The 12,855-nt window shown below is 40.4% G+C and carries 14 protein-coding genes; all 14 read right to left on the bottom strand.

From position 1 onward, the window contains the following. The gene (locus tag WJM97_RS21660) at window positions 1-444 is read right to left on the bottom strand and encodes a PIN domain-containing protein (RefSeq protein ID WP_353930828.1); all 444 of its coding nucleotides are present in this window, start codon (window positions 442-444) and stop codon (window positions 1-3) included. Then, window positions 407-607 carry a type II toxin-antitoxin system VapB family antitoxin gene (locus WJM97_RS21655; protein ID WP_353930827.1) on the bottom strand — a complete coding sequence of 67 codons (201 nt, stop codon included), beginning with the start codon at window positions 605-607 and terminating at the stop codon, window positions 407-409. Before WJM97_RS21655 ends, WJM97_RS21660 begins: the two co-directional genes overlap by 38 nt. Window positions 608-632: 25 nt before the next feature. After that, on the bottom strand, window positions 633-1,208 hold the full coding sequence (locus tag WJM97_RS21650) for a Uma2 family endonuclease (protein ID WP_353930826.1): 576 nt from the start codon (window positions 1,206-1,208) through the stop codon (window positions 633-635). A 166-nt stretch (window positions 1,209-1,374) separates the two neighbouring features. Beyond that, entirely contained in the window at window positions 1,375-2,382 is a 1,008-nt protein-coding gene (locus tag WJM97_RS21645) for an aspartate carbamoyltransferase catalytic subunit (protein WP_353930825.1), read from the bottom strand. Between the two features lie 309 nt (window positions 2,383-2,691). After that, entirely contained in the window at window positions 2,692-3,639 is a 948-nt protein-coding gene (locus WJM97_RS21640; RefSeq protein ID WP_353930824.1) for a F0F1 ATP synthase subunit gamma, read from the bottom strand. A 135-nt stretch (window positions 3,640-3,774) separates the two neighbouring features. Continuing rightward, entirely contained in the window at window positions 3,775-5,295 is a 1,521-nt protein-coding gene (gene atpA / locus WJM97_RS21635) for a F0F1 ATP synthase subunit alpha (RefSeq protein ID WP_353930823.1), read from the bottom strand. A 125-nt stretch (window positions 5,296-5,420) separates the two neighbouring features. Continuing rightward, window positions 5,421-5,975 carry an ATP synthase F1 subunit delta gene (gene atpH, locus WJM97_RS21630; RefSeq protein WP_353930822.1) on the bottom strand — a complete coding sequence of 185 codons (555 nt, stop codon included), beginning with the start codon at window positions 5,973-5,975 and terminating at the stop codon, window positions 5,421-5,423. A gap of 2 nt (window positions 5,976-5,977) precedes the next feature. Then, a complete protein-coding gene (locus tag WJM97_RS21625) occupies window positions 5,978-6,535 on the bottom strand; it encodes a F0F1 ATP synthase subunit B (RefSeq protein WP_353930821.1) in 558 nt (185 codons plus the stop codon). Between the two features lie 147 nt (window positions 6,536-6,682). Further along, window positions 6,683-7,174: a F0F1 ATP synthase subunit B' gene (locus tag WJM97_RS21620; RefSeq protein ID WP_353930820.1), complete on the bottom strand. Its 492-nt coding sequence runs from the start codon at window positions 7,172-7,174 to the stop codon at window positions 6,683-6,685. A gap of 147 nt (window positions 7,175-7,321) precedes the next feature. Continuing rightward, window positions 7,322-7,567, bottom strand: a complete 246-nt coding sequence (atpE, locus tag WJM97_RS21615) for an ATP synthase F0 subunit C (RefSeq protein WP_010994186.1) — start codon at window positions 7,565-7,567, stop codon at window positions 7,322-7,324. Between the two features lie 168 nt (window positions 7,568-7,735). Further along, a complete protein-coding gene (gene atpB, locus WJM97_RS21610; protein WP_353930819.1) occupies window positions 7,736-8,491 on the bottom strand; it encodes a F0F1 ATP synthase subunit A in 756 nt (251 codons plus the stop codon). Between the two features lie 55 nt (window positions 8,492-8,546). Further along, entirely contained in the window at window positions 8,547-9,008 is a 462-nt protein-coding gene (locus WJM97_RS21605; RefSeq protein WP_353930818.1) for an ATP synthase subunit I, read from the bottom strand. Window positions 9,009-9,171: 163 nt separating this feature from the next. Next, window positions 9,172-10,359: a class I SAM-dependent methyltransferase gene (locus WJM97_RS21600; protein ID WP_353930817.1), complete on the bottom strand. Its 1,188-nt coding sequence runs from the start codon at window positions 10,357-10,359 to the stop codon at window positions 9,172-9,174. Between the two features lie 227 nt (window positions 10,360-10,586). Further along, entirely contained in the window at window positions 10,587-12,665 is a 2,079-nt protein-coding gene (locus WJM97_RS21595) for a pentapeptide repeat-containing protein (RefSeq protein WP_353930816.1), read from the bottom strand. Window positions 12,666-12,855 lie beyond the last annotated feature (190 nt).

Genomic DNA, 12,855 nt, shown 5'->3' with positions numbered 1-12,855 from the left:
CTAAGATGTAATTTCTACCAATGTGATGGGAATATACAGACTAAAGTTATTAAAATCTTTATCTGTTGTCAGAATGCTATAACTCCTCCGCACTGCTACTGCACAAATAAGAAAATCAGTATTTGCTCCTTGAATACCTTTATTGCGACAGATATTATAAAATTCAGCCGCCATTTCATAGTCTTCAATATCTAATTGAAAATTAGGAAATACACGCAGGGAATTTTTCAAATGATTATATTGATTTTTATGACGAATATCAGTAAGTATTTCTTGTCTTACAGCACCCAATAAAACAATTTGATTATTAGTTATTAAGTCTTGTAAAAGGTCTACATAGATTGAATTGTCTAACTTTTTATCATGCCTCAATGCTAAAGACCAAATAGATGTATCAACTATAACTTTATTTTCTATATCTTTGTTGTTTGTAGTTATAATCATCTTCATATTCAATTGTACCAAATAGTTCTATAATTTCTTGGTGTTTTCGATTTTTTATATACTGTTTTAAAGCTTCTGCAATGAGAGCATTTTGATCACTATAACCACTCAGTTCTAGTGCTTCTTTGATTAATTTTTCGTCTATTTCTAAATTGGTGATCATGTTGTATATTCCCGTTATTTTTCATTTACCAAACTACGGACATATTTAAAACAAATCCTGGTAAAACATCTTCTCCTGATAATTCTATGGGTGCGGTTAATATTTCTACTGTTTTACCTAAACGATAAATTTCTACTTGTCGTATTTTCGGATTAATTAACCAACCTAATTTTACGCCATTGGCGATATATTCTTGCATTTTCTTTTGAGTTTCTGGCCAGCTGTCTGTAGGTGACATTAATTCTAAAACAAAATCAGGTGCAATGGGTGGAAATTTGGTTTTTTCTTCTGTTGTTAAACTATCCCATCTTTCTTTTTTTATCCAAGAAAAATCAGGAGAACGATTTGCACCATTAGGTAATTTAAAACAGGTAGAAGAATCAAAACAAACTCCTAGTTTATTTTTACGATTCCAGATTACAAAATCAGCATTAATTTCTGAATTACGTTTTCCAGTTTCTCCTCCTGTGGGTGACATGATTAATAGTTCTCCCTTTGTATTCCTTTCAAATTTCACATCAGGATTTTCCCGGCATAGTTGATAAAATTGATCGTCGGTAAATCTGACAATAGGGTTTAAGTTAATGGTGATAGCTGTCATTGTGAATATTAGATAACTTAACTAACTAATATTTATATTTTACAACATTTTTTATGTAATAAAACTAACTCTTTATTACTCTCTGCGCCTCTGGGTGACATAAAAAATATGATATAGTTTCAAAGGTGCGTTACGGCTGCGCCTAACACACCCTACAGAATATTAATTAACCTTTTCCACCACCAATAAAATATAATAATGCCATCCGTACTGCTACACCGCTAGTCACTTGATCTTGAATTAAACTAAATTCAGGATCATCCATTAAGTCAGAACTAATTTCTACACCTCTGTTAACTGGACCTGGATGCAAAACTTTAACATTAGGTTTACACAGTTTGAGTTTATCTCTGGTAATGCCAAATAGTTGATGATATTCCCTTAAACTGGGTAACAAATGGGCTGTCATGCGTTCTTTTTGTAAACGCAATGTCATGACAAAATCGGCATTTATTAACGCTGGTTCTAGTCGCCAATGGGTAAATAATTTTTGGTCTTGAAAGTTTTCTGGTGTGGTTAATCCTAAATATTCAGCAAAAAATTTAGGTAGTAATGTAGGGGGTGCTGCTAGATGAACTTCTGCACCACTAGCGATTAAACTCCAAATATTAGAACGGGCGACACGGGAATGTAAAATATCACCAACAATAGCTATTTTTTTACCTTGTAATAATTCAATTTTGGGTTTTAGAGGATCAATTAAACTGCAAATTGTGAATAAATCTAATAGTCCTTGAGATGGGTGTTCATGTTGTCCATCACCGGCATTTAAGACGCTGACTTTTTCCCCTAAACGATCCATTTCTTGGGCGATCGCCTGGGGTACTCCTGCTTCTTTATGACGAATGACCATAATATCTGTACCCATTGCTAAATAGGTTTTAGCAGTGTCTAAAATTGTCTCTCCTTTGGTCATGGAAGATGTGGAAGCTGCAAAATTCAATGTATCTGCACTTAATCTTTTTGCAGCTATTTCAAAACTACTGCGGGTACGGGTAGAAGGTTCAAAAAATAAATTTGCTACTACCTGTCCTTGCAATGTGGGTACTTTCTTAGTTCTCCGAGATAGCACCTCTTGAAATGATGCTGCTGTTTGCAACACTGCATTATATTCAGTGTTGGTAAAGTCAGCTAAGGAAAGGATATGATGACGATTCCAAGTATTAGTAGGCATTTAGATTATTAGATTATAGTTATTGAGTAATCATAACTGTTTGATGATGTATCTCCTCAATAATGAAAGCTGGCTGAATAACTTCCAGTAATAATTTATGAGCAGGACTATTATTTAACACGAAAATAAAAATAAAAAACTTAAATAAAAATCATAAAAACTAACTCAAAATATCTCTCAAACTCTATCTTTCTCTGCGTCCTCTGCGCCTCTGCGGTTCATTCCTTCTTAAACCCCATCAAGTAATCGGCAATAAGTGATAAGTAATAATATTAACAATTACCCATCACCCATTACCCATTACCAAAATTAAGTAAGCGCTTCCGCACCACCAACAACTTCCAGAAGTTCCTGAGTAATTGCAGCTTGACGAGCTTTGTTGTAAGACAATGACAGAGTTTTAATCAACTCACCAGCATTCTCACTGGCATTACTCATTGCTGTCATCCGTGCTGCTAGTTCACTAGCTGCTGATTCTTGTAATGCTCTTAATAACTGATTACTCAGATATAAAGGCAACAAAGAATCTAAAATTTGTACAGGATCTTGTTCAAAGATCATGTCACGGGGTAAAGGCTGAACTGTACTACTTACCTTTTCCCGTTCCACTTGGAACTGACCACCACGGCTAGTTAAGCGGAAAATTTCATCATCTGCGGCTTCCAAACCTTGGGTATCCAAAGGTAGCAAGGTTTGTACCACTGGACGAGAACTAACCAAGGACACGAAGCGAGTATAAACTAACTCAATCCGGTCTACCTTTTCAGATAAAAACAAGGATAGTAGTTCATCTGCAACATCAGTAGCTTCCGCAGCGGTAGGAATTTGTTCTAAACCAGTGTAGCTTTTATCAATTTTGTAACCACGACGTTGGAAGTATTGGTTAGCTTTACGACCAACTACTACTAAGGTGACATCTAAACCTTCGGCTTGGAGTTCCTTGGCGCGGTTTTCTGCACGACGGATGACGTTAGAATTGTAACCGCCACACAGTCCTCTATCACCGGAAACTACCAATAAACCGACAGATTTAACTTCCCGTTTTTTCAGTAATGGTAGGTCTACATCTTCAAACCGTAAACGAGTTTGTAGACCAAATAATACTTGAGCTAAACGGTCAGCAAAGGGACGGGTAGCAATTACCTGTTCTTGGGCGCGGCGTACTCGTGCTGCTGCCACTAACCGCATAGCTTCAGTAATTTTTTTGGTATTTTTGACCGACTGAATGCGATCGCGTATTGCTTTGAGATTAGGCATAGTTTAGTCCTTAGTCATTAGTCATTGGTTAGGTGACAGGTGACAGGTGACAGGTGACAAAAAGAGATGAGAGTTGAATAACCTCATCACTAATTACCAATTACCAATCACCAATTACCAATCACCAATTACCAATTACGCTGTAGCTAAAAAGGTCTTTTTGTACTCAGCTAAAGTTTCTTTGAGGGCTGTTTCTTCTGCTTCTCCCAAAACTTTGCTGCTGGTTACTGCTTGGAAGTATGAGTTACTGCCACTCTTGAGTTCATCACGTAAGCCTCTCACAAAGCTTGTGACTTGGTTCACAGCTAAATCATCTAAATAACCGTTAATACCAGCGTAGAGAATAGCTACTTGTTCAGCTACAGACAAAGGATCGTTTTGGGGCTGTTTCAACAGTTCCCGTAGACGTACACCCCTTGCCAATTGGTCTTGGGTAGCCTTATCTAAGTCAGAAGCAAATTGAGCGAAAGCTTGTAAGTCGTCAAACTGAGCCAATTCTAGTTTAATCTTACCGGCAACTTTCTTCATTGCCTTGGTTTGAGCCGCAGAACCTACACGGGATACGGAGATACCGGGGTTTACAGCGGGACGGATACCAGAGTTAAACAAGTCAGAAGACAAGAAAATCTGACCGTCGGTAATGGAAATTACGTTGGTAGGAATGTATGCGGATACGTCACCAGCTTGGGTTTCAATGATAGGTAGGGCAGTCATACTACCTTTACCTAGTTCATCGCTGAGTTTAGCAGCACGTTCTAACAAGCGGGAGTGGATGTAGAATACGTCTCCAGGGTAAGCTTCCCGACCGGGTGGACGACGTAGGAGCAAGGACATTTGGCGATAAGCCTGAGCTTGCTTAGAAAGGTCATCATAAATGATTAAGGTCGCTTTGCCTTTGTACATGAAATACTCAGCAATACTAGCGCCTGTGTAGGGAGCGAGGAATTGTAAGGTGGCAGGGTCACTGGCGTTAGCGGCTACAACTACGGTGTAGTCCATCGCGCCTTTTTCTTGTAAAGTTTGGACTACGTTAGCAACGGTGGAAGCTTTTTGACCGATAGCAACGTAAACGCAAACTACATCTTCACCTTTTTGGTTGATGATGGTATCAATTGCGATCGCGGTTTTACCAGTTTGACGGTCACCAATAATCAACTCCCGCTGACCCCGACCAACGGGAATCATGGAGTCAATCGCGGTGATACCGGTTTGCATTGGTTCGTGTACAGAACGACGCGCAATGATACCAGGTGCTGAGGATTCAATCAAACGACTCTCGGTACTTTTGATTTCACCCTTACCATCAATGGCACGACCTAAAGCGTCCACAACCCGACCAACTAAAGCATCACCTACAGCTACTTGAGCAATTTTGCCAGTTGCTGTAACGGTGCTACCTTCTTGAATATCGCGGCCTTGACCCATCAATACCACACCAACGTTGTCTTCTTCTAAGTTTTGGGCGATACCAACAGTGCCATCTTCAAACTCTACAAGTTCCCCAGCCATGACTTTTTCTAAGCCATAAATCCGGGCAATACCATCACCAACTTGTAGTACAGTACCAACATTAGCAACTTTGACATCTTGGTCGTATTGCTCGATTTGTTGTTGGATAATGCTGCTGATTTCGTCAGGTCTAATTGAAATGCTCATTATGCCTATGTTTCAGTTTGCTTTCGAGACGGAAGAAGTTTCTGGTCTAGAGGTAATTGGTAATTAGTAGTTGGTAAAAATATTTACCCAATGCCCAATGCCCAATGCCCAATGCCCAAAAAAATTTAATTACTGGTTAAGCGCAAAGAAAGGCGACGCAGTTGACCTCGTAAGCTTGCGTCAATTACTTGAGAACCTACTTTGATCACTACACCACCAATTAGATCAGTGTCTATTTTAGTTTCTATTTCTACTTCCCGTGCTTTGGTGATAGCAAGTACCTTCTCTTTAACTGTTTGCACTTGTGCTTCTGTTAAAGCAACCGCAGAAGTAACTTCAGCTAATACGGTCTGATTGAGTTGCCGTAATAAAGCTAAATACTGCTTTAAAATTGGCTCTAGGAAAGAAATCCTTTTTCTATCCACCAAAAGCAGTAAAAAGTTGCGTAAATAGGGGTTAACACCTTCACCTAGTAACTGCTTGAGCAGATTCTTTTTGTTTTCAGGCAAAATGAAAGGGTTATCCAAAAAGCTTTGGAGTTCCCCAGAACCTGAAATCAAATTAGTTAAAGTTCTGGCATCTGCCCCAAATTCTTCTGTCAAGTTATTTGACTGGGCGATGGATAATAAAGCCTGTGCATAAGGCTGGGCTACTTCAGCGGTAGCTGCATTGTTTTTCATGCTTAACCTCCCAATTGCGCGATGCTGCGGTCAATAATAGTTTTTTGAACATCCTCAGCAATACCAGCTTTGAGTTGAGTCTCAGCTTTTGCTAATGCTTGAGCTACTACTCTCTGCTTCAATTGAGCGATCGCTTTATCTAGTTCTGCATTCAAATCAGCCGCACCAGCTGCTTGCATTCTCTCAACATCAGCAGCAGCTTGATCTAAAATTGCCTTTTGAGCCGTTTTAGCACTTTCTGCCGCTTTAGCTGTGATTGAGCTTGCTTCAGTTTGAGCTTGTGTTAGCTTTTGTTGAGCTACTTGCAATTTACTAGCAGCTTCTGCTGCTCTTTGCTCTGCACTCTTAATTGCTGTTTCAATATTTTCTCGACGGGCTTTGAGATTACCACCCAAAACTTTACGTCCAAAAACAAACAGCACAGTAATAATAATGGCAAGGTTAATTAGGTTGGTCTCTAAAATATTAGTATTTAGACCAAAACCACTATGTTCTGCTCCCTCTGCCAGTTCACCTCCGACGGCGGCTGCTTCCGCCATCAATAGTACAAAAGTCCCCATGATTTTCTATCCACAACTGCGCTGCCAAATTCAAAATTCTTTGTCATTGGTCAGTTATTCAGTTACCAGTTATCAGTTATCAGTTATTACTCTGTTCACTGTCACCTGTAACCTGTCACCTGTTACCTACCATGACAATTCTGCGAGTTAGCGTTGGCTTACTAAGTCAGCACCTAACAGTTTCTCTAGTATTTGGCGACTGAGGGCATCTACCTGTGCTTCTAGTGAAGCTAAGGCTTGTTGCTTTTGCTGCTCAATTTCACCAGATGCCTTTTCTCTTTGTGCCTGAGCTTCTTGTTGCGCGGCAGCTATTTTCTGGGCTGCCATTTTTTGCGCTTCTGCTTGAGCTTCGGCAATAATTGTTTGAGCTTGTCTTCTTGCACCGGCTAGTTCTTGCTCATACTGCTCGGCTAATTTTTCCGCCTTTGACAAGCGTTCTTGGGCATCCAATTGATTGTTACGAACGTATTCATTCCGTCCATCAATGGCTTTACCCAGGGGCTTATAGAGAGTTGCGTTCAATATCAGGGCTAAAACTAGAAACTGAATTGCCATCAAAGGCAAAGTCGCATCTAAGTCAAACAAGCCCCCTTCCTTGGCAACTTCTTCTACTGCCAATAAGGTGATCCAGTGTGTCATGGTTGCTTGTTCCTATCTATGATTGTAGTCCTGAGTTATCATGTGTAGATGTTACGAGTTATGAGTTAGTGAGTTGTCAATCAAACTCCTAACTCTTAACTCCTAACTCTTAATTTTTTTCACTCAGCACTCAAATTGTGTACTGAATTATGCGAAGGGGTTAGCAAACAACAGTACGAGCGCAACTACTAGACCGTAGATGGTTAACGCTTCCATGAACGCCAAACTGAGTAGCAATGTACCACGAATTTTGCCTTCAGCTTCAGGTTGACGAGCAATACCTTCTACAGCTTGTCCTGCTGCGTTACCTTGACCAATACCAGGGCCGATTGCAGCCAAACCAACAGCGAGAGCAGCAGCTAATACGGAAGCAGCAGAAACTAATGGATCCATGATATTTTTTCCTTACTTTACAGATACGGTTGTTTGTTGAACTTGTAGAGTTGTCAGTAGTTAGTTATTGGTTGACTGTTGACGGCTACTGGCTAACTCATTTCTGTCACCTGTCACCTGCCACCTGTCACCTGTCACCTCATGACTGACTTCTTTCATCTGAGGGGTTTAATGAGAACCCTCATGCTCTTCGCCATGATGATCTTCCATCGCTTCCCCAATGTAGGCAGCCGCGAGGGTGGCAAAAATTAAGGCTTGAATGGCGCTCGTAAATAAGCCCAATGCCATTACTGGCAGTGGTACGAACAGAGGCACTAGTAAGACTAGCACGCCTACAACCAGTTCATCAGCTAAGATGTTACCGAATAAACGGAAGCTTAAGGAAAGGGGTTTAGTGAAATCTTCAATAATCTTGAAGGGCAACATGAAGGAAACTGGTTGCACGTAGTTGCCGAAGTACCCCAAGCCTTTTTTGCTGAAGCCAGCATAAAAATAAGCTAAAGATGTTAACAGTGCTAAGGCAACTGTTGTGTTAATGTCACTTGTTGGTGCGGTTAGTTCACCTTCTGGCAGATGAATTAGCTTAAAAGGAACTAATGCCCCTGACCAATTTGACACGAAAATGAACAAAAACAAAGTACCAATGAAGGGGACCCAGGGGCGATATTCTTTCTCGCCGATCTGGTTTTTTGCCAAATCCCTGATGAATTCTAAGGCAAACTCCATTAGGTTTTGAATGCCGCTAGGAATGCGTTTGATGTTGCTGCTTGCCAATACGGAAACAAGTGTCAACACGCCAATTACAAACCAGGAGGTGAGAAACACCTGTCCATGTAGCTTTAAGTTACCTATTTGCCAGTACAGATGCTTCCCTACTTCCAATTCGGCAAGTGGAAGAGAGTAGAAGTTGGGAAAACTCAGCATTTTCTTTCCAAATCAATCGCTTCTCCAATATTACTGGAGAATAGGAGTCTTTCTTTTAAGGTTGCCGGAGCTTTGTGGAGTCAGAAATGAACGCCACTCTAACTACATAAATGATGAGTGTGGCTTTATAGGTGAGAAATCCCAAAAAGATGGGAAGTATATGCAGTTGAGTCAGGCGTGATGCCAGCAAAATCAGCACTACTAATAAGGCTAACCGAGTTTTACTCAGAGCTTGTTTTTCCCTTCCTAACCGCTCAACATCTTTTGCCAACATTCTCAAGTAAAGCACACCTGCACACGCCCCTAATAAATAATTTAGAGCAATGTTTAGTGAGTAAGCAATCCAGACAGAGATAAAAACTATCGCTGTTAAAACAAGTGTTGTTACTAACAACTCCTGATAGAGTTGATAGAAGTCTTGCATGGAAGAGTCCACTGGTTTTGTGTCTTCAAAACCAGGTTTCGCATCTTGTTCTGTTGTTTGAGTGGGCGTAATTGATTTGTCTGACAAGCTCACGGCACTTGAAACCAGTACAGTTAAATAACAGTGACTGTACATTCAGTCAGCTGAATCATATCACGTTCTGGTAACAGAACTTTAGAAAAAAACAATTATCTTATGTTTTGGGCATTGGGCATTGGGCATTGGGCATTAGTTTCTCAATCTTCCCCTACCTCTTTTACACTCTCTCGCTGGGTGTTAATAATAGTAATTGCTGTTTTATTAGTTTTCTGACTCCGTTTAAGTCTAACTCAGTTTGGCCGATGATATCGGCTATTTTGGCATCACCATCACAGCTTTTCATAAACTCAAATTCGGCATCTGATAAATTAATGATTTGGTAATCGTAATTAAATAAACATTTACTGGGAAACCCATCTATACAGGGGTTGAGTTCAGGAATGGCTGCTAATAATGTGTTATCTGCTGACCAGTCGGTTTTGGGTAGGGGGGGACGACTGAGGAAAAATTCATAATGTGTTACTTCTGGATTCAGTAATTCTATCAATCTGTAACGTTGACGTTCTGTTAATTCTGCGGCTCTTTCTATTAACTCTGGTGCTTTTTCTAGAAGCTTTTCTAACTGCCAAAATCCAGGATTGGAAAAACCTACAAAGTCTAATTCTGAAGCGTCTATTAATTTGAACAATGTATCAATATTATAATCTGTTTCCTGGGGATGTACGTACATATCCGCAAAACATTCATCCCGCTGGTTTTCCATTGCCCATCTTTCTTTTTCTCTCTTGACAAGACGGTTATTTTCTGATAAAGAAGCAAATATTTTTCTGCCGACTTGCACACCATCCCGATAGTCACCGCGTTTATCACCTTGAATAAGTGCAATCGCTTTTTGCATTAGTTGTATTTCCCATCTTCCCAATTCTCCATACACAAAAATGTGCATTAACCCACCTGGGGCGAGTTTTTTCGCTAATGCTTGGATACCACGAATGGGATCTGGTAGATGATGAAGCACACCAACGCAATTAATTAAATCAAATTGTCCTGGTATTTGTTCCACATCGTAAATACTCAGGTGATGAAATTCTACACCTTCAGCACCGGAACTTTGACAGCGTTTTTTGGCTACTTCTAAAGTACCAGCACTTAAATCAATTCCTACTACGTGAGCTTGTGGGTTGAGATGTACTAAATATTCTGTACCGACTCCTGAACCACAACCAGCATCTAAAATGCGGATATCTTGCTTTTGTGGTTTTCTACCTGTGCAGAAGTTGTAAGCAGCTAACCAATTCCAACGCCAATTATATCCTGGTGGTGGTTCGTCGAGGATGGGTTCGGGGGGGAATGGATAGGTGTCGTAGAGTTTCGCAACAGCAGCACTTACTTGAGAGTCGGACATAATCGGGATTTACGGAGTTAACGCAGCATTTCTGAGTTTAGCTGATGAGGGGATTTTGGGGAAGGTGATTCAATTTGGGGTTTGAGATTGGAAGTTTGTATATTTTCATCATCAAACATCAAAAGACAAAGATGTTCTTTCTTTAAAAACAATCAATAAATTAGGTAAAATCATATTATTTAATTTTTTCAATCAGGGAGGTTTAAACTCCCATCACATCTGCAAATTTAACCCAAACCCAAAAAACTGGAAATTGCAGGTAATAACTCACTAAATTCTTTCACTAATTTTGTTGCAGTTGGTAAACCGGCAAGAGTTCCTTTTAAAATTTTGATTGCGGTTTTCGCTGTTTTTTGCATTCCTGCTGCTTGGGGACTTTTCCCAGCATCTGCTAAATTTTTGATTTGTTCTAAAGCATCAGCTTTATCTTCTGCTTCTAAATTATCATCTTCTTCAATTGCTGTTTGCAGTTGGGTTAATAATTCCTTAATTCCTGGTTTATCAGATTCAGGTGCAGATGGTAATTCATTAATAGTATTTGTGACTGTACCACTGATTTCACCTAAATTTAAAGCTTGACCACTGGCGGTAAAATCTCCACCAACACTACCAATTTCAACTTTACGGCTAGAATCATTACTGTTAGTCATATTTTTATTTTCCACTTTGTTATCAAATTGAACATTTATAGGTTTATTGGCTAATAAGCTAGTAATTTCTTTCATGTCAGCACTTTGTTGACGATAGATAACTATTTCATTATCCTTTGCTTCTAAAAGTGCTTTATATTTTTCTTCTACTGCTGCTAATGCTAATTGATAATTTTGATTAAAATCGCTGTGAATCTTTTCTTTGTCAGCACCTTCAGGAGCATTCACTTTAACGACAACTACCCCATCCCCTTTATTTTCAATACTCTGGATAGATAGTTCAGTATCTTGATTTTCATTCTGCACTTTGCCAAAAGCATTAACAAAAGCTTTCCAGTCAATCCCATTCTGGAAAATTAAATCAACAGTATTTAAAACCTCCTCAAATAATTTAGTAAATTCTCCTGGTTGAAATTCCCCACTACTGGGACGACGTTCACGGTCATCTGTTTCCGGTTTGGGAAATTCTAAAAGATAGACAAAGCGACAATCTACATTTTCTAATATAGTTGTACTTTCAATATTCCAAGCTTCCACACAAGCACCTGTCATTTGAGCCTTGGTGAAATTAGTACCGACTGCTTGAGTAAGAGTCAGATTTGCCCATTCTAAATTAGCACCTTGAAAAGTGGCTTCGATAATATCAGCATCTTTTAAATTAGCCTCTTTCAAATCCGCACCTATCAGGTTTGCACCTTTGAGGTTTGCACCAGCATAAGATTTCTTTCGACCATTGAGACTAACGAGCAAATTCAGAACAGCCTGGTTACTTAATATAGTATTACCTGGTCTGGCAAAATCAAGTTTTTTGACTTCATAAAAACGAGTCCCCGTTAAGTTTGCTGTTCGGAAATCTGTGTTTTTCAGGGTTGCACCTGTGAAATCAGCATCAGTTAAGTCAGCACCATAAAAACTTGTCCCACCTGTAGCTGCAAAAGCAACAGCAAATACACGAATCCAAGCATCTCTCTTATCTCCCTGAAAACTACGCCAGCCTATATAAGCACTAAAAAGTACAAAAACTCCGGCTCCGGCGAAGGCTCCGGCTCCGGCTCCGGCTCTGGCTCCGGCTACGGCTACGGCTCCGGCTCCGGCTCCGGCTCCGGCTACGGCTCCGGCTCCGGCTACGGCTACGGCTCCGGCGAAGGCTCCGGCTCCGGCTCCGGCGAAGGCTCCGGCTCCGGCTACGGCTCCGGCTCCGGCTACGGCTCCGGCTCCGGCTCCGGCTCCGGCGAAGGCTCCGGCTCCGGCTACGGCTCCGGCTCCGGCTACGGCTCCGGCTCCGGCTACGGCTCCGGCGAAGGCCATTAAACCTTTGCGAATAGTGACAATACAAAAGACTGTCGCAATAACTAGACTCACTATTCCTGCAATCAAGTTTTCAGAACTTTGGGTATCAAAAATCAATACTATTAATACACCCAAGAAAATTGAGAAAAACCCTGCTATTGCTGAAATTAGAAACGCAGCTATTAGTAAACTAATTACCCAACGCCGCTGTAGTCCAGCCGTAGCACCAGTAAAGTTAGCACCTTTAAGAATAGCATTGGTAAAATTAGCTCCTCTAATATCAGCATTACTAAAATTAGCTCTTTCTAAGTTTTGACCTTTAAAAGAGCGTCCTCGGAGATTTTGACGGTCATAGTCTGGCGGCATAATCGCGTCAGCAAGAGATTATCTATTAGATTCTATACATAACTTGCTCGCTTTTGTTGCTAGTTTTCAGGAAATTTACTTAAGAGGGTGTTTGAAAACTTTTTTCGTGTGGTATTCAGCACTTGTAGATCCCCCCTAACCCCCCTTAATAAGGGGGGAACTAGAGTCAAAGTCTTTAATAAGGGGGATA

It is taken from the genome of Okeanomitos corallinicola TIOX110, assembly GCF_038050375.1.
GTDB lineage: Bacteria > Cyanobacteriota > Cyanobacteriia > Cyanobacteriales > Nostocaceae > Okeanomitos > Okeanomitos corallinicola.
This window is presented reverse-complemented; position numbering and strand designations above follow the sequence as displayed.

Coding starts and splice junctions, on each gene's coding strand:
- WJM97_RS21660 (WP_353930828.1), bottom strand. CDS start 444: ATGATTATAACTACAAACAACAAAGATATAGAAAATAAAGTTATAGTT.
- WJM97_RS21655 (WP_353930827.1), bottom strand. CDS start 607: ATGATCACCAATTTAGAAATAGACGAAAAATTAATCAAAGAAGCACTA.
- WJM97_RS21650 (WP_353930826.1), bottom strand. CDS start 1,208: ATGACAGCTATCACCATTAACTTAAACCCTATTGTCAGATTTACCGAC.
- WJM97_RS21645 (WP_353930825.1), bottom strand. CDS start 2,382: ATGCCTACTAATACTTGGAATCGTCATCATATCCTTTCCTTAGCTGAC.
- WJM97_RS21640 (WP_353930824.1), bottom strand. CDS start 3,639: ATGCCTAATCTCAAAGCAATACGCGATCGCATTCAGTCGGTCAAAAAT.
- atpA (WP_353930823.1), bottom strand. CDS start 5,295: ATGAGCATTTCAATTAGACCTGACGAAATCAGCAGCATTATCCAACAA.
- atpH (WP_353930822.1), bottom strand. CDS start 5,975: ATGAAAAACAATGCAGCTACCGCTGAAGTAGCCCAGCCTTATGCACAG.
- WJM97_RS21625 (WP_353930821.1), bottom strand. CDS start 6,535: ATGGGGACTTTTGTACTATTGATGGCGGAAGCAGCCGCCGTCGGAGGT.
- WJM97_RS21620 (WP_353930820.1), bottom strand. CDS start 7,174: ATGACACACTGGATCACCTTATTGGCAGTAGAAGAAGTTGCCAAGGAA.
- atpE (WP_010994186.1), bottom strand. CDS start 7,567: ATGGATCCATTAGTTTCTGCTGCTTCCGTATTAGCTGCTGCTCTCGCT.
- atpB (WP_353930819.1), bottom strand. CDS start 8,491: ATGCTGAGTTTTCCCAACTTCTACTCTCTTCCACTTGCCGAATTGGAA.
- WJM97_RS21600 (WP_353930817.1), bottom strand. CDS start 10,359: ATGTCCGACTCTCAAGTAAGTGCTGCTGTTGCGAAACTCTACGACACC.
- WJM97_RS21595 (WP_353930816.1), bottom strand. CDS start 12,665: ATGCCGCCAGACTATGACCGTCAAAATCTCCGAGGACGCTCTTTTAAA.